This window comes from Streptomyces sp. NBC_00019 (assembly GCF_045041015.1).
Lineage (GTDB): Bacteria > Actinomycetota > Actinomycetes > Streptomycetales > Streptomycetaceae > Streptomyces.
In genome coordinates this window covers 465,486-484,377 of record NZ_CP108302.1, presented here as the reverse complement: position 1 = coordinate 484,377, position 18,892 = coordinate 465,486, and the positions used below count along the sequence as shown (strand labels likewise).

15 protein-coding genes and 2 pseudogenes are annotated in these 18,892 nt (G+C 69.4%); 9 read left to right on the top strand and 8 right to left on the bottom strand.

All coding sequences use genetic code 11. From position 1 onward, the window contains the following. Positions 1-271 precede the first annotated feature (271 nt). The 5 genes and pseudogenes from OHU89_RS02245 to OHU89_RS02225 all read left to right on the top strand — a co-directional run bounded on the left by OHU89_RS02245 (position 272) and on the right by OHU89_RS02225 (position 3,504). Positions 272-646 carry an SH3 domain-containing protein gene (locus tag OHU89_RS02245; protein ID WP_405639274.1) on the top strand — a complete coding sequence of 125 codons (375 nt, stop codon included), beginning with the start codon at positions 272-274 and terminating at the stop codon, positions 644-646. A gap of 194 nt (positions 647-840) precedes the next feature. Further along, positions 841-1,140 carry a hypothetical protein gene (locus OHU89_RS02240; protein ID WP_266898316.1) on the top strand — a complete coding sequence of 100 codons (300 nt, stop codon included), beginning with the start codon at positions 841-843 and terminating at the stop codon, positions 1,138-1,140. Between the two features lie 197 nt (positions 1,141-1,337). Then, positions 1,338-1,874, top strand: a complete 537-nt coding sequence (locus OHU89_RS02235) for a VOC family protein (protein WP_405639272.1) — start codon at positions 1,338-1,340, stop codon at positions 1,872-1,874. A gap of 161 nt (positions 1,875-2,035) precedes the next feature. Further along, a pseudogene (locus OHU89_RS02230) lies at positions 2,036-2,260 on the top strand (transposase family protein); the annotation flags it as partial. Between the two features lie 410 nt (positions 2,261-2,670). Then, positions 2,671-3,504, top strand: coding sequence for a PIG-L family deacetylase (locus OHU89_RS02225; protein ID WP_405639270.1), 834 nt, complete (start codon positions 2,671-2,673; stop codon positions 3,502-3,504). 437 nt (positions 3,505-3,941) lie between these two features. Here the strand turns inward: OHU89_RS02225 and OHU89_RS02220 are convergent, their stop codons facing one another. Continuing rightward, positions 3,942-4,445 carry a hypothetical protein gene (locus OHU89_RS02220; protein ID WP_405639268.1) on the bottom strand — a complete coding sequence of 168 codons (504 nt, stop codon included), beginning with the start codon at positions 4,443-4,445 and terminating at the stop codon, positions 3,942-3,944. Between the two features lie 67 nt (positions 4,446-4,512). On the opposite strand from OHU89_RS02220, the pseudogene OHU89_RS02215 reads away from it, so the two are divergent. After that, positions 4,513-4,726: pseudogene (locus tag OHU89_RS02215) on the top strand (IS5/IS1182 family transposase); the annotation flags it as partial. Positions 4,727-4,735: 9 nt separating this feature from the next. Here OHU89_RS02215 and OHU89_RS02210 read toward each other — a convergent pair. Beyond that, complete coding sequence (locus tag OHU89_RS02210) at positions 4,736-5,134, bottom strand: DUF6223 family protein (protein WP_405639266.1); 399 nt, start codon at positions 5,132-5,134, stop codon at positions 4,736-4,738. A 231-nt stretch (positions 5,135-5,365) separates the two neighbouring features. On the opposite strand from OHU89_RS02210, the gene OHU89_RS02205 reads away from it, so the two are divergent. Beyond that, positions 5,366-6,493, top strand: a complete 1,128-nt coding sequence (locus OHU89_RS02205) for a sensor histidine kinase (RefSeq protein ID WP_405639264.1) — start codon at positions 5,366-5,368, stop codon at positions 6,491-6,493. Continuing rightward, positions 6,490-7,149, top strand: coding sequence for a response regulator transcription factor (locus OHU89_RS02200; RefSeq protein WP_267016977.1), 660 nt, complete (start codon positions 6,490-6,492; stop codon positions 7,147-7,149). The genes OHU89_RS02205 and OHU89_RS02200 overlap by 4 nt, the downstream gene beginning before the upstream one ends. A gap of 42 nt (positions 7,150-7,191) precedes the next feature. On the opposite strand, the gene chrA is transcribed toward OHU89_RS02200, so the two are convergent. From chrA to OHU89_RS02170, 6 genes are all read right to left on the bottom strand, one after another. Beyond that, a complete protein-coding gene (gene chrA, locus OHU89_RS02195) occupies positions 7,192-8,400 on the bottom strand; it encodes a chromate efflux transporter (protein ID WP_405639261.1) in 1,209 nt (402 codons plus the stop codon). A 48-nt stretch (positions 8,401-8,448) separates the two neighbouring features. Continuing rightward, a complete protein-coding gene (locus OHU89_RS02190) occupies positions 8,449-8,868 on the bottom strand; it encodes a VOC family protein (RefSeq protein ID WP_405639259.1) in 420 nt (139 codons plus the stop codon). Further along, the gene (locus OHU89_RS02185; protein WP_405639257.1) at positions 8,865-9,710 is read right to left on the bottom strand and encodes a metalloregulator ArsR/SmtB family transcription factor; all 846 of its coding nucleotides are present in this window, start codon (positions 9,708-9,710) and stop codon (positions 8,865-8,867) included. Before OHU89_RS02185 ends, OHU89_RS02190 begins: the two co-directional genes overlap by 4 nt. A gap of 137 nt (positions 9,711-9,847) precedes the next feature. Then, entirely contained in the window at positions 9,848-12,493 is a 2,646-nt protein-coding gene (locus OHU89_RS02180) for an RICIN domain-containing protein (RefSeq protein WP_405639255.1), read from the bottom strand. Between the two features lie 349 nt (positions 12,494-12,842). Next, complete coding sequence (gene yicI / locus OHU89_RS02175; protein ID WP_405639253.1) at positions 12,843-15,125, bottom strand: alpha-xylosidase; 2,283 nt, start codon at positions 15,123-15,125, stop codon at positions 12,843-12,845. Then, positions 15,122-16,510, bottom strand: a complete 1,389-nt coding sequence (locus OHU89_RS02170) for a GH1 family beta-glucosidase (protein ID WP_405639251.1) — start codon at positions 16,508-16,510, stop codon at positions 15,122-15,124. Before OHU89_RS02170 ends, yicI begins: the two co-directional genes overlap by 4 nt. A 228-nt stretch (positions 16,511-16,738) precedes the next feature. Between OHU89_RS02170 and OHU89_RS02165 the strand changes: the two genes are divergently transcribed. Then, positions 16,739-18,883, top strand: a complete 2,145-nt coding sequence (locus OHU89_RS02165; protein WP_405639249.1) for a beta-galactosidase — start codon at positions 16,739-16,741, stop codon at positions 18,881-18,883. Positions 18,884-18,892 lie beyond the last annotated feature (9 nt).

The following is an 18,892-nucleotide window of genomic DNA, read 5'->3' as shown; positions in this document are numbered from 1 at the left end:
CCCCGGGACGTCGTCCCCCTTCGTCGGTGCAAGTCGTCGTGGTGAGCATGGCGAGCCTTGTCGAACGGTTGACCGACGACGAGCCGTGCGGCATCCCACAGGCTCGCCCACTGCGTTCGGCCGTATCGAGAGTTCCAGCCTCCGCCTACGCGGTATCCCTCGCCAGTTTCCCTCTCGTCCCACCGCGACCCTGACAACTGTCAGGGTCCGCGCTGTCCCCGGGCTCCCTACAGTTCTGAGCGTCAGCCACACCGTTCAGGGGGAACCCGCCATGACCACTCACATCTTCGCCAGGGCCGCGCTCGTGGGCGCCGGGGCGCTCGCTCTGCTCGGCCCGCTCACCGCGGGGACCGCTGTTGCGTCCGCCGCAGGCGAGCAGGGTGCCGCTCGCGTCATGGCCGCGCCGTATGCGGTCGTGCCGTACGAGACCGTCAACGTCCGCACGGGGCCGGCCCGTGCGTTCCCCACGGTGGGTACCGTGGCGGCGGGTGAGTCGCGCGGCGCCCACTGCTGGGAGTTCGGTGAGCCGGTCAGCGACTACGGCTTCACCAACAGGGTCTGGGTGAAGCTCGCCGACGGCTACGTCAGCGCCGTCTACCTCAAGGGCAACGAGTACGGTGACCTGCCGGCCTCGGCGAGTTGCTGACCCATGCCACGACACCGATCAGCCGCATCACCGATGAGGGGGTTGCGGTAGCCGGTGCAGGTGGAAATTGTGTCTGCCATGGCGTTCGTGGTCGACGTGTCGTCCTCTTGGCTGAACTGAATGCCGTCTCATGGCTGAACCGGTCCCGCTGCGTGGTCGACTCTGCGCACCTCCGAGCCCTTTAGGTGGGGCACATGTCTGTGAACATCCATCTCTACCTGGACATCACGAATCTCGCCTCCGCCGAGGAAGCCGACGCGGTGGGGGTGACAGTGGAAGAGGTCTTCAAGGACCACGGGATCGAATCGTGGATGTACGTCGGCGTCTTTCATGACCCACCCAAGGTCCTGACGAGCAGCGAACACGGGGCGATCATCATCAGCGGGTTCGCAAAGTGGTCCGAGCAGTTTGAGTCCGACGTGACCAAGGCGATCCGTGCCACGGCGCCCGAGGCCCGCATCGACTTGGAGTGGGGCTACCCGGACGAGGGTTGATCGGGAGTGGCTGTCAGCCCGTGCACGGATTTCCCACCTCAGGCTGACGGGGTCAGAGGTCCATGGCGGGTTCTGGCAAGAGCAAGAGAGTGAGACAGCACTGGTTGCGACTCAAGCTCACCGCTGTTTAGGACAGAAACTGACCTAACTCGCGCCTATATTCGCTGCCTGCCACCAACGTCAGCGAAAGGACCGCGATGCCCGAGCAGACCAGCGCCGCGCCAGAGGGCTACACCACCGTTGCGCCCTGGGTCGTCACCGACGACACGGGGGCCTTCCTCGACTTTGTAGCCCAGGCGTTCGGGGGTGAGGAGCTCGGGCGGGTGTCAACCGAGGACGGCTCGATCGGGCACGGTGAGATCCGAGTCGGCGACACCGTCGTGTTGGCCTTCGACCGACACGCGGACTGGCCCACCATGCCGAGCCTGCTGCGCGTGTTCGTCGCCGATGCGGACGAGGCGTTCTCACAAGCCGTCGCAGCTGGCGGTCAAGTCGTCACTACCCTGGCCGGCGACGCCTTCGGACAGCGCGGAGGGCGTATCAAAGACCCCTTCGGAAACATCTGGTGGGTGGTCAGCTGCGTTGAGGACGTCTCTGAGGGCGAGATGTGGAAGCGGCTGCAGGACCCCGTATATGCCGAGGCCATGCGCGTGGCTCAGGAGACACTCGACGCCGAGCTCAGCGGTCGACACCAAGGGCGCAGCAGCGCACCCCTCAGGACGACCAGCCCATGATGTCGGGGTTCGCATGCGCCAGACCGGTAGCCGGGGAGCGTTTTCATCCTGCTTCGGCAGCTTGCGAGTCGGCCTGACACAGGGATGGTGCCCCCGGTGGATGGGGATTCGCCCAAGAAGTCTGGCCCTACCAGAGGCTTCACGTACTTGTTTACCCGTTCGGGATGAACGTGCAGGTGATCGCAGATCCTTCCGGCTACCTGCTGTGGGTCTCGCCGGCCCTGCCCGGGGCCGTCCACGACGTCCGTGCGGCCCGCGAGCACGGCATCATCGACACGCTCGCCGAGGCCGGCGTCAACTGCTGGGCCGACAAGGGCTGCCAGGGGTGCCGCAGGCGCAGTCCGTGTTCCTACCGCGGCCGGTGGGAGACGCTTTCTGCCGGGCAGTAGGCCGGCTCAGCTTGAGGATGGAAAACGCTTCGTGCCTAAATGTCACCAAACGCCTCGGTTGATCGGGCGGGCTCCAATCCGTGTACCCACGCGCCAAGGGCTGGGGCCGGCGCAATGAGCCGACAAACTCGTAAAGACTAACGAACAAGTCCGGAAGCGAAGCCCACGGGGCGGAGGTCCAAGACTCGGGCGTTTTCCCTTGCGTGGCGGGAACAGCCGAGTCGGACAGCACTGTTGCACCAGCCGAGGGACCGGCATCGCGCGGGCGGGGATCAGGGAAAAGCTGGTTCGCTCCAACGCGTTCCGGCCCTTGGTCCGTGGTATGCCCGGTCACTCGATATCTGGGTGCCCTCATACACGCCTGCCGCGGACTCGGACCGAGGCTTTTCACACAGGAGGACTGTTTCATGAACGACCGGCCGTTGACGCTCATGGCTGTGCATGCCCACCCCGACGATGAGGCAACCGGGACGGGCGGTGTCCTCGCGCGGTACGCGGCGGAGGGCATGCGCACGGTCCTCGTGACGTGTACCGACGGCAGTTGCGGCGACGGACCGGGGGGTGTCAAGCCGGGCGATCCCGGGCATGATCCGGCGGCCGTCGCCCTGATGCGGCGGCAGGAACTCGAGGCAAGCTGCGACATCCTGAAGATCAGTCATCTTGAGATGCTGGACTACGCCGACTCCGGAATGATGGGCTGGCCGACCAACGACGCGCCAGGATCCTTCTGGCAGACACCCGTCGAGGAGGGCGCCGCCCGACTCGCGGAACTCTTTCGGTGCTACCGACCCGATGTGGTCGTCACTTACGACGAGAACGGCTTCTACGGTCACCCCGACCACATCCAGGCCAACCGCATCACGATGGCGGCACTGGCGATGACCGTGCCGACACCGAAGGTGTACTGGACGACGGCGCCCCGCTCAGCGATGCAGCGGTTCGGGGAGACCATGCGCGAGTTCGGTGTGGACGTACCGGAGTCGGATCCTGCTGAGGCCGACGCAATGGCCGAGATCGGGCTCCCCGACGAGGAGATCACCACCTGGGTGGACACCACCGCGTTCGGCGGCCAGAAGTTCAATGCTCTGGCCGCGCACGCCAGCCAGGGCGAGAACATCTTCTTCCTCAAGATGGGCCAGGAGAGGTTCACCGAGTTGATGGGCGTCGAGACCTTCGTACGCGTCCAGGACACCACCGGCGCGGCCGTGCCCGAGAACGACCTCTTCGCCGGACTGCGCTGATCTACCCGCCCTGGGGCCGTCGAAGGTTCACGGTCCGTGTTGCTCGATGGAGCGTGCTTGCGCGTCGGCAGGCGGGACTCCAGTTCGCAGCGGGGGCAGTACGAGTACCTCACGAACGTCGGCTGCGCCGCCTGACGCGGCGAGCGAGGCCGATGGCCGCTCCCGCCCGCCGAGCCGCGGTAACGGGAGCGGCACGCCCCTCTGGGAAACCGGCACGAGAGTCACGCTTGCCGCCAGTCGTCAGTCTGCCGGACTTCTTCCGCGCTCGCGTCGCGGGCCGGCCGGATACACCGCAGGGGTCGGTTGACGGAGTGGCGGCGTGTCAGTTCACCACGCGGGTCCGGGAGTTGGCGGGATGCATGGACCGTGGACGCCTGCTCTGCGAGGGTATGGCGATGATCGAGGGAGACCGGGAAACTCTGGCCGTTTTTTACGGTTCAGCGTGCGCGAACTGACGCTCCGTAGGCGTCGGTCTGGCGGAGCACCCGCACCTCCTGGGCGGGCGCCGGCCAGGCCTGGATGAGATACCACTCGGTGACCCCGTCTGGGGTCAGGTCGACGGCGGTGTCCCGTCCGCGGGCGTGAACCCGCAGCCGGTAGTGACCGGGGCCGTTGAACGACAGGACGGGGAGTTCTTCGTCCAAGTCGTCCATCGTGCCGCGAACCATGAGGTCGCCGGATGCGGAGTGCGCGGAGACCTCCACCATCTCGCGCCAAGTACCCCTGTCGGGCGCCGGCTCGGTTTGATGGAGGGTGACCGTGACGTCGACGTCGCCGGTGTGGATGCCGGTCATGACGACGATGACGCCGTCAGTGACCCGTACCAGTCCGTTGTGGCCGCGGTTCAGGTCGGGGCCGGTCGGGCCGTCCTCATCACTGATGTCGAACTGGTGGTACTGCACCGGGACCCTGGCCTGGCCCCGCTCGGCTTTGCTGCTCATCTTGCAGTCCTCTGCTGGCGAAGCCTGGCTCTGGTGAGTGCATGCTGGGCACCGAGGCGCGGGTGATCCTGGGCTGCGGGAATGGCTGCGCGGCCAGCAGATCGGAGTGCGCATCGCCCGCAGGGCACCGAATCCAGCGAACGATTAGCGCACAACGTCATAGCTGTCCGGCTACTGCAGACTGAGCCCCCGCTACGAGCGTCATTCCCGCAACCGCCTGGCCTTCCTCGGGCTTGCCGCTGCTCTGCTGCAACAAGCGACTCCTCCGCCTCACCACGTAGGACACGATCTTATGAGGTGGACCCGAACTCCCGCTCGTGGTCGAAGCGGTCGGCGGTCTGCTCAGTGCGTCGGGAGCGTGCGAGAGCACGCCGGCCGATGGCCATGGCGATCAGCCCCAATGGGATGGCCGCGATGGCTCCCACTATCCCGTTGCCGGTACCGGGGCCACCGCTGGAAGTGGCCAGATGCAGCGCCGCGAGGGCTGTGCCGATCAGTCCGACGACCATGGCGGACATGGCGCCGGTGCGCACGTTGCCGGTGCTGATACGGCCGGCGAGGCGGGTCTGGGCCAGCCAGCCGATGGCCACGCCGATCAGCCCTACCCCGAGGGCCAGGTTGGCCCCGGTCCGGCCGTCGCCGATGACTCCGCCCTCGGCGGCCACCATCAGGGCATCTGCTGCACTCATGCCACTCTCCTCCTTAGGTCGGGGTGAATTCCGAGGTTTCGCTGTGCCATGAGCGTGCCTGCCGACCGTCCTGCCAGTCATCCGGCGGCTGCAGTCACTTCGCGCTGCCGCCCATGCCGCAGCCCCGTACAGCGGATGCGGCAAGCGTCGTTCAGGTACTGCGGGTGCGGTAGTCGGCCGCTCGTCCGCGGGCGGGACTCGCCCGCTGCGGCCTCGGGCTAGGGTGCCCGCATGGACACAGGGCGTATTCGTCTGCCGGCCGGTGCCATGGACTGGGCAATTGCCGTCAGCGTGGCGGCACTGCTGCTGGGGACCGGGTTGTCCGGGCAGCACCCGGCGGGGGAGCGCGAGTTGCTCGGCGCCGTGCTGTTGGCGGCCGGCGGTCTGGCGCTGGTCGCACGTCGTAGGGCGCCGATTGCCGTCCTGGCCGTGACCGGGCTGTGTGCGGTTGGGTACGAGGCGGCCGGGTTCGAGGTGCTCGCTGTCTCGTACCTGGTCGCGGTGTACGCCGCCGTGCGAGCCGGGCACCGTGCCCTGACGGTGGCGGTATCCGTGTCCCTCCTCGTCGTCCTGCCTCTCACAGCGCTGGTCTTCCGCGACGGGCCGGCGCGCGAGGCGTTCGCACAGGCCCGGAACGTGCTGGAGATCGCCTGGCTGATCGCCGCCTTTGCCGCCGGGGAGGCCCTGCGGCAGGCCGAGCGGCGGGCGGACGAAGCTGAGCGCACCCGGGAGGAGACCGCTCGGCGCCGCGCAGACGAGGAGCGGCTGCACATCGCGCGGGAGCTGCACGATGCGCTCACGCACCAGATTTCGATCATCAAGGTGCAGTCCGAGGTCGCCGTCCACGTAGCCCGCAGGCGCGGCGAGCAGGTGCCCGAGGCGCTGCTGGCGATCCAGACGGCCGGGCGGGAGGCGACCAGGGAGCTCCGCGCGACTCTGGAGGCCCTGCGCGACGACGACACGAGCCCGCCCCAGAGCCTCGAGCACGTGCCGCAACTGGTGGAGCGCGCCCGTTCGATGGGCCTGGACGCGACGCTGACGATCGAAGGGCAACGGCACGACGTGCCGGCCGCGGTGGGCCGCACCGCCTACCGCATCGTCCAGGAGGCACTGACCAACACCGCCCGGCACGCCTGTGCCACCACCGCAGCGGTCCGGATCGAGTACCGGCCCGACGCGCTTGCCGTCCAGGTCGACGACGACGGCAAGGCCACCCCCGATGACGCCCCCGCCCCCGGCCTCGGGCTGCTCGGCATGCGCGAACGCATCACAGCCCTTGGAGGCCGGCTGCGCGCCCAACCACGCACCGGGCACGGATTCACCGTCCAGGCCGAACTCCCCGTGGAGCGAGCATCGTGATCCGTGTCCTGCTGGTCGACGACCAGCCGCTCATCCGCAGCGGCTTCCGTGCACTGCTCGACCTCGAGGACGACATCGAGGTAGTGGCCGAAGCCGCCGACGGCGAAGCGGGTTTGGTACTCCTCAAGGAGCACCTGCCCGACGTCGCGCTCATCGACATCCAGATGCCGGTCATGGACGGCATCGAGACGACCCGGCGCATCGCCGCGGACCCGGCCCTGACCGGCGTACACGTCGTCATGCTGACCAACTACGGCATGGACGAGTACATCCTCGAAGCACTGCGCGCCGGCGCCGCCGGATTCCTCGTCAAGGACATCGTGCCGGAGGACCTCCTGCACGCCGTACGGGTAGCCGCCCGCGGCGACGCTCTGCTCGCCCCGTCCATCACCCGCAAGCTGATCCACCGGTACGTCACCCAACCCCTCCCCACCACCGGCGCCGCACTGGAGGAGCTGACCAGCCGGGAACGCGAAGCGGTCGCCCTGGCCGCACAGGGACTGTCCAACGACCAGATCGCTGACCACATGGTGATCAGCCCGATGACCGCCAAGACCCACATCAACCGGGCCATGACCAAACTCCACACCCGTGACCGGGCCCAACTCGTCGTCCTCGCCTACGAATCCGGCCTGGTTACCCCGCGCAACCGCTGACAGCCGGGCAGCGGTACCCGACTTCTCGGTGGCGGGGACGGGTCAGGTGACCGGCCAGCCGGCCAGCGCGGCTACGATCCCGAGCGCGCCAGCCCCCAGCAGTGCGCTCACCACTCCCCGCTGCAGACCCAGCAGCCAGACGGCCGTTGCGGCCAGCACACCGAACTGCCAGGCGTGCTGCAGCACGAGGGCGAGAGGGATCGCGGATCCGGCGATCGCACCGATCACTGCCGGCCCGGCACCGGCGAAGAAGCCCTGCACCGCCGCACTGCTGCGCAGCCGATCGAACCGGGAGCCGCCGAGGATCACCAGGAGGAACGACGGCGCGAAGGCCGCCGCGGCGGCCAGCAGCCCGCCGCCGAGCCCGGCAGCGGCGTAACCGACCACGGCCACCGTCTGCACCACCGGCCCAGGGGTGATCTGGCCGAGTGCGACCGCGTTGAGGAACTGCCCGTCGCTCATCCAGTGGTAGCGGTCCACCGCGTCCGCCTGCATCAACGGGATGATCACGAAGCCGCCGCCGTATGACAGCGCCCCGACCTTGAACGCCACCCACGCCAGCGCACCCAGCCCACCTGCCGCCGGTGCCGCGAGGGCGAGCGGCACCGGCCAGGCTGCTCCGCCCCTGGGACGCGACACGGCGGGGCTGGTGCGCACGCCCATCTCCACCAGGCCGACGGCCACCAGCACGATCACCAGCCACGGGCCCGCCAGCGCGGCCGCCGCACCGCCCGCCAGCGCGTAGCCGACCCACCGTGCCCGCGCCGCGCGTCGATCGCCGGCCCGCTTCCAGCTGGCTGGTACCAGGGCTCCCGCCGCCTGCACCGCGACCGCCGCCACCGCGGCCCCTGCTCCGGCTGCGGCCCCGAGTACCCACAGCGGCGGATCCCCAGCCAAAAACAGCGCGGCCAGTGCCAGGATCAGCACCAGTCCCGGCACGATGAAACACACCCCGCCGACCAGCGCTCCGGGCGTGCCGCGCAGTCGCCATGCGGTGAGGATCGCCAGCTGGGTGGAGGCCGGTCCTGGCAGGAGATTCGTCGCCGCGATCCCGTCCTCGAACTCCGAGGCCGATATCCACCCCCGGCGCTGGACGCACAGCTGCCGCAGCAGTGCGATGTGGGTCGGGGGCCCGCCGAAGCCGATACAGCCGATCCGGCCCCACTCGCGAGCGATCACCCCCAGTCCCACCCGCGGCGCCCCCCGCTCCCGCTCGCCGTCCGCGGCATCCGCCATCGCCTCACTGGTCATGCACTGCACTCCTTGCCGACGCGCCCAGCACGCCTCTACGCCGAGCGGTCAGCTTCGCGCCTGGTCGGGACTGGCCGGCGGGGTCGGCCGGCGGGCGGGCTGGAACAGCTCGATGAGGTTGCCCGCCGGGTCGGTCAGCAGGATCTGGCGTCCGCCGGGACCGGCGACGACCTCGCTGCGGAAGGAGACACCGGCGCTGTGCAGCCGAGCGATCTCGGCATCGAGGTCGTCGTAGGTGAGGTGGATGCGATTGCCGCCCGCGACGGCAAGCTCCTTCGGGGTGGCACGGGCGCCCGAACTCGCCGCGCCCGACAGCAACAGCCGCAGCCGGCCACGGATCACGTCGGCGAAGGCAGGGACGGCGCTGGAGTGCAACGTGAAACCGAGATGGGCGGTGTAGAAGTCGATGGCGGCCTGCACGTCATCGACGAGGTAGCGGACACTGACGTATTCGTCGCGAGTGGTCATGGCTCGGACCTCGTAACGGTCTCGGGGGTGTTCAGGACCGGCATCAGGTACTTGATGCGGGCGTCGATGTCTGCCGCCGTGTGCTGAAAGGCCGCGTAGCCGGTCTGGCCGGTGTCACCGCCGGCGCCCGGGTCGGCCATGCTCCAGTGGAGGTGCCGCGAGCCGAACTCCGGGCAGACTTCACGGGCTTTGTCGCACAAGGTGATCACGTGGTCGAAGCGGCGGCCGACCAGGTCGTCCACGTGCTGGGTACGGCGACCGGACAGATCGATGCCGAACGACTCGCGCAGCACCCGGACAGCGTGCGGGTGCACCTGCGGCTTGGGAATGGTGCCGGCGCTGGCCGCAGTGACGCGGCCGGCGGTGTGGTGGCGCAGCAGCGCTGCAGCGATCGGCGAGCGGGCGCTGTTGCCGGTGCACACGAAGAGCACCGCAACACGGCGTGCCCGCGCCCGGATCACCGGACGAGGCGGCGGTGAGGGGGCCTGGCGCAACGCCGGGTGCAGGGCGGCACCGCTGGCTGCCAGCGCCTCGGCGCAATGCTCCAGGTCCAGGCGGTAATAGCTGTCCCGACCGTCGAAGCTGCTGCGCCTGGTCGTGACCAGCCCACCGCTGCGTAGCAGTCGCAGGTGGTACGAGACCAGGTTCTGCGGTTCCCCGACGCGTTCCACCAGTTCACGGACCCGCAAGTCGCCGTCGCCGAGTTCTGTCAGAAGCCGCCAGCGCAGCGGATGCGCTGCCAGCCGGACGAACTCCGGCGGCGCGACGGTCGCATCCTCGGATCGGGATCCCATACATCGAAAATACATCAAGCCAGATTGATGTATCAACACCGAGCTCACGAGCCCGCTCCGCGCTCGACACGGTGTACTGATTGCGCCGTCCGGCCCCGACCGCGACGCCTCTGTGAGGTCGTGCGGCCGGGGCGGGGCCGTCGGCTGTCGATCGCCGACTGTTGTGCCCGGGGGTCGGCTAGGCGTCAGGACGACGGGGTGCCGTACTGGAGGCCGCGGCCGTTCGTGCCGACGTAGACGCGGCCGAAAGTGTCGGGGTCGCCGGTGATGACACCGACGCCGCCGATGCTGCCCCACTGGTGGGCCTTGTCGTTGATGCGGAGCCAGGTGGCGCCCTTGTCGGTGGAGCGGAAGACTCCGGTGATGTTCTTGACGGTGCCGATCAGGTACTGGGCCTGGTACGAGGTGCCCGGTTTGGCCTTGCCGAAGCCGAGGGCGGAGGCGGACTGCACCGTTTTGAGCGTGGTGAAGGTGCGGCCGCCGTTGGTGGAGTGCAGCAGCCCCTTGGTGTCGTCGGCGATCCACAGGTCTCCGGCGACACCGGGGACGGCCGTGAGCCGGCCGTTGGGCAGGTTGCCGGCCCGCGCGGTGAAGGTCGCGCCGCCGTCGGTGCTGGCGTAGAGCGTGCCGCCGGACAGCGAGTAGAAGGCCTTCGCCGAAGCACGGTCGGCGACCACCACGGCATCGGTGCCCAGTGTGCCGATCCGTGACCAGCTCGCCCCCTTGTCGGTCGAGCGGTACGGGGCCTGGCCGGTCTCGGTCCACACGATGGTGGAGCCGTCCGCGGCGAGCGCGATGCGCCCGCTGTGGGCGCCGGCCACCGGCTCCGCCTTGAAGCCGCGCCAGGTGCGGCCGCCGTCGGTGGAGTAGGCGCCGTCCTGCTCGCCGCCCTTGCTGACGCGGACCATCGTCGACGGCTTGGACTGGGCGAAGTCGATGTCGGTGCTGTTGGCCATCAGCGGGTTCTTCAGCCGCCCGGCGGGCACCTTGGTCAGGTCGTCGTGACGGAAACCACCCTGGTCGCCCATGGCGGTGATGACGGTGGCGCCGCCCGGAGGGGCGATCGCGTCCATCAGCGCGGTCTCCTCAAGGCCGCGGGCTCCTGCGATCCAGTGGCTGGTGCCGCCGCTGTCGGAGGCGCCTGCGTCCTTGCTGCGCCAGATGCCGTTGCCGGTGCCGTACAGCACGTGCCCGGAGTCGAAGGGGTCGATGGCCAGGGCGGTCATCCAGTGCCCGGTGTGGGTGCCGACGTAAGGAGCGCCTGAGGCGTTGCGCACCGACTTCTCGGACAGCGCCTTCCAGGTCGTACCGCCGTCGGTGCTGCGGTAGATCTCGTCCTCGGGCCACCAGCGGTCGAGGGTGGTGACCATCACCGTGGACGGCTTGCGCGGGTCGACGGCCAGACCGGAGAACCCGTATCCGCCCTGGGACGGAGAGACGTTCTTCCATATCCCGCGGGCCGGCGCGTACTTCCACACCGAACCGGCCGTCACGCCGTTGGGGCCGAGGGCGTCGGTGTACGTCAGGTACAGCGAGCCGTCACCGGAGAGCACGCCGTGCTGCGGCATCTGGCCGGTGGGCTGCCCGGGAACGGCCTGCCAGGTGCTGCCGCCGTCGGTGGAGCGGTACAGGGAGGTGGACTTGTCGGCGACGCCGACGTAGATCGTCCTGCTGTCGGCCGGGCCGTACGTCACGAAGGAGATGCCTCCGCCGCTGCTCGCCCCGTCATGGACGGGGAAGGACGAGACCTGACTCCATGTCACCCCGTAGTCCTTGCTGCGCCACAGGCCGTTCTTGCGGGTGCCCAGCAGCAGCGTGCGGTGGTCCGACGGATCGATCATGAGCCGCTCGCCGGCCCCGCGGCCGTCCTCGTTGCCGCCCAGTTTGAAGGGGAGTTCGGTGCGCTTGAAGGTGCGGCCCCGGTCGGTGGAGCGCAGGATCGCGCCGTTCCCGGCCCAGTCGTTGGTGTAGGTGCCCGCCGCGAGGTAGAGCCGCTTGGGGTCGACGGGGTCGGTGGCCAGCGCGTCGATGCCCAGCAGGTTCCAGTCCTTCTCGCCCAACCAGTCGGTCAGCGGGATCCACTGCTCGGCCCCGGTGTCCCAGCGATAGGCGCCACCCATGTCGGTGCGCGCGTACAACAGCCCCTTCTCCCGCGGGTTGAACACCAGCCCGGTGACATAACCCCCGCCCACGACCTGGGCGTTCTTCCACACATACGACGAACTCGCAGCCGCCGTTTGCACCCCGCCGTCCCCGGAGGTCCCGCTCCCGGCCACCTTCACCAGCTTCCACTGCTGCCCGGCACCACCCGCGCCGGGAGCCTGGACGACCGCCGCGCCCTCGGCCGCCGAACCACCCGAGACACTCAGAACCTGGCCACTCCTGCGGGAGGTGAGGGTCACGGCACCCGAACTGCCCACCTCATCGACCCGCCACTCCTGAGACGTGGCCGAGCTGTCGGTCTGCTGCTCGGCGGCGGCCGACTTCGCGGTCGAATTGCCCGTGATACCCAGCACCTTGCCGCTGGTGCGGTTCACCAGCTCGTAGTAGCCGCCGCCGGCGGGCTTGAGCCGCCACTGCTGGTTGGCGGTGTTCTGGTCGGTCCACTGCTGGATCCGGGTCCCGTCGGCCGTGGAGTACCCATTGACGTCCAGCACCTTGCCACTGCGTGCCGACACCAGCCGGTAGTAGGCGTCACCGTCGACCGTCGCAGCCTGCGAGTCCTCCTGCGCGAACAGCAGATACGGCACCAGGATGGCCGGCACACCGAGGACCAAGCCGGTCGCGGTCCACCGCCGACGGTGCCGCCCGCCGTTCGTGGGGTTTCTCATGGGGGGTGTTCTCCTTGCAGCCGTTCACCAGAGGAAGAGCGGACCCGATCATCGCGATGATCGAATCCGCCTCCTTGTGGTCACAGGGACTGCATAGGGTTGCCGTGAGATCCAAAACTTCTTTGACGTAGTGGTCGGCTCCGGAAGTCCTTTAGGGTCTGACCCGAGCCCTGGGCGCTCAGCCGGTGCGCAGCGCCTCCAGCAGTCGCCGCTGGCTGCACTCGCAGCATGATCAACCCCCGAAGGAGTACCGGAGCCGACCACTTGGCCGCCCCCGGTTGCGGCCTGGCGCGCCGAGGCAGCGGGCCGAGGACGGGCCCCGCAGGGACCCCGCCCCTGGCTGTCGGGTTCAGGCCGGATACGGCAGGTCGGCCTCCGATGTGCCGGCGGGCCGGGTGTGCGCGGTGGCGTTCGGGCCGCCGATCCGCAGTTGCCACGCGTGCGGACTGTCGGTGGTCACATGCAGGCGGTCGCCGCGGCGGCGCAGGTGGAAGCACGCCGTCTCACCGGCGCCGTCGGTGCTGGGGATCACCACGGTTCGCTCGGCGCCGTCGGCGAAGGCATGCACCCGCAGTTCGACGCCGTCCGCCCAGGCGGAGACCGGGTGCTGGTCGTCGGCGCCCAGCGCGATGACCGAGTCCGGGCGGGCCAGCAGCGGCAGGGTGTGGAAGCCGTGCTGCTCACGGGCCCAACGGGGACCAGTGACCTGAGCACCCGTCAGCACATTGGTCCAGGTGCCTTCCGGTACGTAGTACTCGACTGTGCCGTCGTCCGTGAAGACCGGGGCGACGAGCAGGTCGTCGCCGAGCATGTACTGCCGGTCGACGGTGGCGGTGGCCGGGTCGTCGGGGAACTCCAGCACCATGGCGCGCATCACCGGGACACCGGTGGTGTGCGCTTGCTGCGCGGCACGCTGGAGGTACGGGGCGAGGCGGTGCTTGAGCAGGGTGAACTCGCGGGTGACGTCGACGGCTTCCTCGCCGTAGTCCCACGGCACGCGGTACGACTTGCTGCCGTGCAGGCGGCTGTGGGAGGAGAGCAGCCCGAACTGCACCCAGCGCTTGAACACGGCCGGGGTCGGGGTGCCCTCGAAGCCGCCGATGTCATGGCTCCAGAAACCGAAGCCGGACAGGCCGAGAGAGAGTCCGCCACGCAGCGACTCGGCCATTGCTCTGAAGTGGGACTCGCAGTCGCCGCCCCAGTGGACCGGGTACTGCTGGCCGCCCGCCGTGGCGGAGCGCGCGAACAGCAGCGCCTCGCCCTCGCCTCGCTCGGCGCGCAGCAGATCGAAGACGGCCTGGTTGAACAGGTGGGTGTAGTAGTTGTGCATCCGCTCGGGGTCGGAGCCGTCGTGCCAGACGACGTTGGTGGGGATGCGCTCGCCGAAGTCCGTCTTGAAGCAGTCCACGCCCTGGTCGAGCAGCGTCTTGAGTTTGCCGGTGTACCAGTCGCGCGCGGCCGGGTTGGTGAAGTCCACGAGGGCCATGCCGGGCTGCCACAGATCCCACTGCCACACGCTGCCGTCCGCGCGCCGCACCAGGTAGCCCTCGCGCATGCCCTCCTCGAACAGCATCGACTTCTGTGCGATGTACGGATTGATCCAGACGGAGATCCGCAGCCCCTGCTGCCGGAGTCTGCTGAGCATGCCGGCCGGGTCGGGGAAGGTGTCGGAGTCCCAGGCGAAGTCGCACCACTGGTAGCCGCGCATCCAGAAGCAGTCGAAGTGGAAGACGCTCAGCGGGATGCCGCGTTCGGCCATGCCGTCGATGAAACGGCCCACCGTGGCCTCGTCGTAGTCGGTCGTGAACGACGTGGTCAGCCACAGGCCCAGTGCCCAGGCGGGCGGCAGCGCCGGGCGGCCGGTGAGCGCGGTGTAGCGCTCCAGGACCTGCTTCGGGGTCGGGCCGTACATGATGAAGTACTCCAGCGACTGGTCCTCGACGCTGAACTGGACCTGTCCGACGCTCTCCGAGCCGACCTCGTAACTGACCTTGCCGGGATGGTTCACAAAGACGCCGTATCCACGGTTGGTCAGGTGGAACGGGATGTTCTTGTACGCCTGTTCGCTGCTGGTGCCGCCGTCGGCCTGCCAGATGTCCACCGCCTGCCCGTTCTTGACGAACGGGGTGAATCGCTCACCCAGCCCGTAGACCAGTTCGCCCACGTCCAGGGTGAGTTGGCCGACCATGTGGTGACTGCCCTCGGCGTCGGTGACGAAACCGGTGCCGCGTTCGCCGGCGGAGGTCAGGACGCGTCCGCCGGCGGTGAACTCCAGCCGCCACGGCTGCTCCGTATCCACCCGCAGCGTCAGTTCGCCGGAGGTCAGTTCCCGTACCGCGCCGTCCTGGTGCACCTTGCCGGCCTCGGTATCGGCACCGGACAGCGTGAACTCCGGTCCTCGGCGCACCGATCCGGCATGGTGGGTGGTCCGTACGCCGATGATCCCCTCGGCCGGGGACCAGCACTCGACGGTCAGCAGCGGGCTGTTGAGGGTCTGCCCACGCCGGCTCACGTGTTTGACGGGTGCGTACAGGATCAGCCGGTGGTCGTCGGCGCGGACGTCGGCGACCTCGGCCGCATAGCGGGCGGTGCAGCCCGGACGCATCAGCCAGTAACCGTCCGTGAACTTCATGGGGCGGGTTCCTCCCTGCGCGCGCGGTGCGCGGTGATCAGGCCCCGGTACCAGTGGTAGCTGTCCTTGGGGGTGCGGTCCTGGGTGTCGTAGTCGATGTGGACCAGGCCGAAGCGCTGGTCGTAGCCGCGCGCCCACTCGAAGTTGTCGAGCAGCGACCAGGCGTAGTAGCCGCGTACGTCGACGCCGGCGGCGATGGCGTCGGACACGGCGGCGAGGTGGTCGGACAGGTAGCGGATGCGATCGGCGTCGTGGACGTGGCCGTCGGGGGAGACCGTGTCGGCCTCCGCGGAGCCGTTCTCGGTGATCCAGATCGGCGGCAACTGCGGGTAGTGGGCGTGCAGTTCACGGAGGAGTTCCGTGAACGCGGACGGAACGACCGGCCAGCCCATGGTGGTGTGCCGGGTGCCGTACGGGTCCAGTTCGGCCACGCCCACGTCCACGGCGGTGCGCTTGGCGGGGTCGGCCACCTGATGGGGCGCATCGGTCACGGTGAGGGGCCGGTAGAAGTTGATGCCCAGGAAGTCCAGCGGGGCGCCGATCAGGTCCAGGTCGCCGGGCAGCCGCCAGGGGCCGTCGGCGAACCCCGCCCAGGTCTCGGCCTCATGCAGGGGGTAACGGTCGGCGAGGAGCGGTTCCGTCCAGATGTCGTTGTGCAGGGTCTCTGCACGACGCAGGGCGGCGCGGTCCTCGGGCCGGTCGGAGGCGGCGTGGATGCGGTCGAGGTTGAGGGTGATTCCGATCTCCCGGGCGCCCGCGGCGCGCAGTGCGCGTACGGCGAGGCCGTGGGCGACCAGCAGGTGGTGAGCGGCGGCCAGTGCGCCGCTGCCCTCTTGGGCGCCGGGTGCGTGCCGCCCTTCGGCGTAGCCGACGAAGGCGGAGCAGTAGGGCTCGTTGAGGGTGATCCAGCGTTCCACCCGGTCCCCGTAGCGCTCGGCGGCGAGGGCCGCGTACTGCGCGAAGGCCTCGGCGGTCTCCCTGACGCGCCAGCCACCGCGGTCTTCCAGGGCCTGGGGCAGGTCCCAGTGATAGAGCGTGACGGCGGGTGCGACACCGGCGGCCAGCAGCTCGTCGATCAACCGGTCGTAGAAGTCCAGGCCCTTGGCGTTGACCGGCCCGGTGCCCTCCGGCAGCAGGCGGGGCCAGGCGATCGAGAACCGGTAGCCGTCGACGCCCAGCCCGCGCAGCAGGCCGATGTCCTCGCGGTAGCGGTGGTAGTGGTCGCAGGCGGTGTCGCCGGTGGCGCCGCCGAGGGTGCGGCCAGGGGTGTGGCTGAAGGTGTCCCAGATGGAAGGGCCGCGGCCGTCCTGGTCGTGGGCCCCCTCGATCTGGTAGGCGGCGGTCGCGGCTCCGAAGCGGAAGCCTGCGGGGAGGAAAGCACCCACGGAGGGATACCTCCACAAGGAGGAGAAGGGTCAGTTGGTGAAGCGCTTCGACGCTGTCACCGTCCAAGATGTCATGTCAATCCCTGGCAAGGAAGAGGGCTTCCTTGACTGCGGCCCCCTTGTTCGGTCCGAAATTCCTCATTAGCTTCATCATCGATTGAAGCGCTTCGACTGCTCAGCGTCCTCGTCCCGGCCGCCGGGATCCACACGTCTCTCAGGGGCTTCGCCATGACTGCTGATCTGCCCGCGCGCGTCCTGTTCGGCGCCGCCTACTACCACGAGTACCAGCCGTACGAGCGGCTCAAGGCCGACCTCGATCTCATGGCGGAAGCGAAGTTCACCGTCATCCGCGTCGGCGAGTCGGTCTGGTCCACCTGGGAACCGGAGAACGGCCGGTTCGAACTGGACTGGCTGCAGCCCGTCCTCGACGCCGCCCACGAGCGCGGCATCTCCGTGGTTCTCGGTACGCCGACGTACGCGGTGCCGCCCTGGCTCGCCCGGCAGTACCCGGAGATAGCCTCCGAGGACGCGAACGGAAAGCCCGCCGCGTGGGGCGGCCGTCAGGAGGTGGACTACACCCACCCCGCGTTCCGCTTCCACGCGGAGCGCGTCATCCGCCGGATCGCCGCCCGGTACGCCTCGCACCCCGCCGTCATCGGCTTCCAGGTGGACAACGAGCCCGGCACGCGGATCGCGCACAACCACGGCGTCTTCCAGCGGTTCGTGGACGATCTGCGGCAGCGCTACGGCGACGTGGAGAACCTCAACCACGAGTGGGGACTGACCTACTGGTCGCACCGGCTGAGCACCTGGGCGGACCTGTGGAAGCCGGAGGGCAATGCCCAGCCCCAGTACGACCTGGCCTGGCAGGCGTTCGAGGCGCGGCAGACCACCGAGTTCATCAAATGGCAGGCCGACATCGTGCGCGAGTACGCGCGGCCAGGCCAATTCGTCACCACGTGCCTGGCCTACGGCTCTCCCGGCCTGGAGGACGACGAGCTCACCGACAGCCTGGACGTCACCGCGGGCAACCCGTACTACGACATGCAGGACAGCCTCACGATGCCCGAGCCGCCGCGCGAGAAGCTGCCGCAGCAGTGGATGGCGTACGGGGCGTGGGCGCTGCACCACAGCGCCGACCGGATCTACTCCTCGCGACAGGAGCCGTTCCTGATCACGGAGACCAACGCCCAGGCCATCGGCGGCACCTCCGACAACCGGCCCGCCTTCGACGGGCAGTGGCGGCAGGCCGCGTGGGCGCTGGTCGCGCGCGGGGCCCGCATGATCGAGTACTGGCACTGGCACACGCTGCACTTCGGCACCGAGACGTACTGGGGCGGGATCCTCCCGCACAGCGGACGGCCGGGCCGCGTCTACGGTGAACTCGCCCGCCTGGGAGCGGAATTCGAGCGGGCAGGAGACCTGGTCGCCGGGATCACACCGGACGCCGACATCGCGATGGTGTACTCGGCGCCGAGCAAGTGGCTGATGCGCAAGTACCCGCCGCTCGCGACTTCCGACGGCGGTCCGGACGGAGGTGCTTACGAGGGCATCTTCGACCCGTTCTACCGGGGCGCGTTCGAGGCTGGACGCCAGGTACGCATCCTGCACACCCGTCAGTTGCACGACCCGCGCGGCGAATGCCCAGGCATGGCACCGGAGTCGGCGGCCGAGCTGCACCCCGTGCTCATCGCACCAGGGCTGTACGTGGCCGACGACGCGACGCTGGACTGGCTCGGCGCCTACGCGGAGGCGGGCGGCCACCTCGTCCTCGGTCCCCGCACCGGCTACGGCGACCATGAGGCGCGGGCACGCCACGAGGTGACGCCGGCACGACTGGTCCGGGCCGCCGGCGTCCGGTACGACGAGTTCAGCAACCTGCACGCCGACCTGCCGCTGCGCGCCGCACCCCACAGCCCGCTCCAGCTGCCCGCCGACGCGGTGGCCACCCGTTGGGTGGAGGGCCTGGCCGTCGAGGACGCCGATGTCCTGGCCGAGTACGACCACCCGCACTTCGGGCGCTGGCCCGCCGTCACCACCCGCCGACACGGCGCGGGCCGCGTCACGTGCGTGGGCACCGTGCCCGGCCGCAGTCTGGCCCGCGCGCTCGCCACGTGGCTCGCGCCCTCCCCGCGCAGCGGCTGGCAGGACCTGCCCAACTCGGTCACCGTCGCCACCGGCACCGCCCCCGACGGCCGGCGCGTCCACGTCGTCCACAACTGGAGCTGGCAGCCTGCCACCGCCCAGGCACCGGTGGACCTGACCGACGCCCTGGACGCCAGCGCGGTCCCGGCCGGTGAGCCCGTGCGGCTCGGTGCCTGGGACGTCCGCGTCCTCGCCGCCGCACCGGGGCCTGCCGCGCGGAACCAGTGACATCCGCCA

Bases quoted from the DNA above. Each gene is read 5' to 3' on its own strand.
- OHU89_RS02225 (WP_405639270.1), top strand. From the start codon at position 2,671: ATGAACGACCGGCCGTTGACGCTCATGGCTGTGCATGCCCACCCCGAC.
- OHU89_RS02240 (WP_266898316.1), top strand. From the start codon at position 841: ATGTCTGTGAACATCCATCTCTACCTGGACATCACGAATCTCGCCTCC.
- chrA (WP_405639261.1), bottom strand. From the start codon at position 8,400: ATGACCAGTGAGGCGATGGCGGATGCCGCGGACGGCGAGCGGGAGCGG.
- OHU89_RS02245 (WP_405639274.1), top strand. From the start codon at position 272: ATGACCACTCACATCTTCGCCAGGGCCGCGCTCGTGGGCGCCGGGGCG.
- OHU89_RS02205 (WP_405639264.1), top strand. From the start codon at position 5,366: ATGGACACAGGGCGTATTCGTCTGCCGGCCGGTGCCATGGACTGGGCA.
- OHU89_RS02235 (WP_405639272.1), top strand. From the start codon at position 1,338: ATGCCCGAGCAGACCAGCGCCGCGCCAGAGGGCTACACCACCGTTGCG.
- OHU89_RS02190 (WP_405639259.1), bottom strand. From the start codon at position 8,868: ATGACCACTCGCGACGAATACGTCAGTGTCCGCTACCTCGTCGATGAC.
- OHU89_RS02210 (WP_405639266.1), bottom strand. From the start codon at position 5,134: ATGAGTGCAGCAGATGCCCTGATGGTGGCCGCCGAGGGCGGAGTCATC.
- OHU89_RS02220 (WP_405639268.1), bottom strand. From the start codon at position 4,445: ATGAGCAGCAAAGCCGAGCGGGGCCAGGCCAGGGTCCCGGTGCAGTAC.
- OHU89_RS02165 (WP_405639249.1), top strand. From the start codon at position 16,739: ATGACTGCTGATCTGCCCGCGCGCGTCCTGTTCGGCGCCGCCTACTAC.
- OHU89_RS02180 (WP_405639255.1), bottom strand. From the start codon at position 12,493: ATGAGAAACCCCACGAACGGCGGGCGGCACCGTCGGCGGTGGACCGCG.
- yicI (WP_405639253.1), bottom strand. From the start codon at position 15,125: ATGAAGTTCACGGACGGTTACTGGCTGATGCGTCCGGGCTGCACCGCC.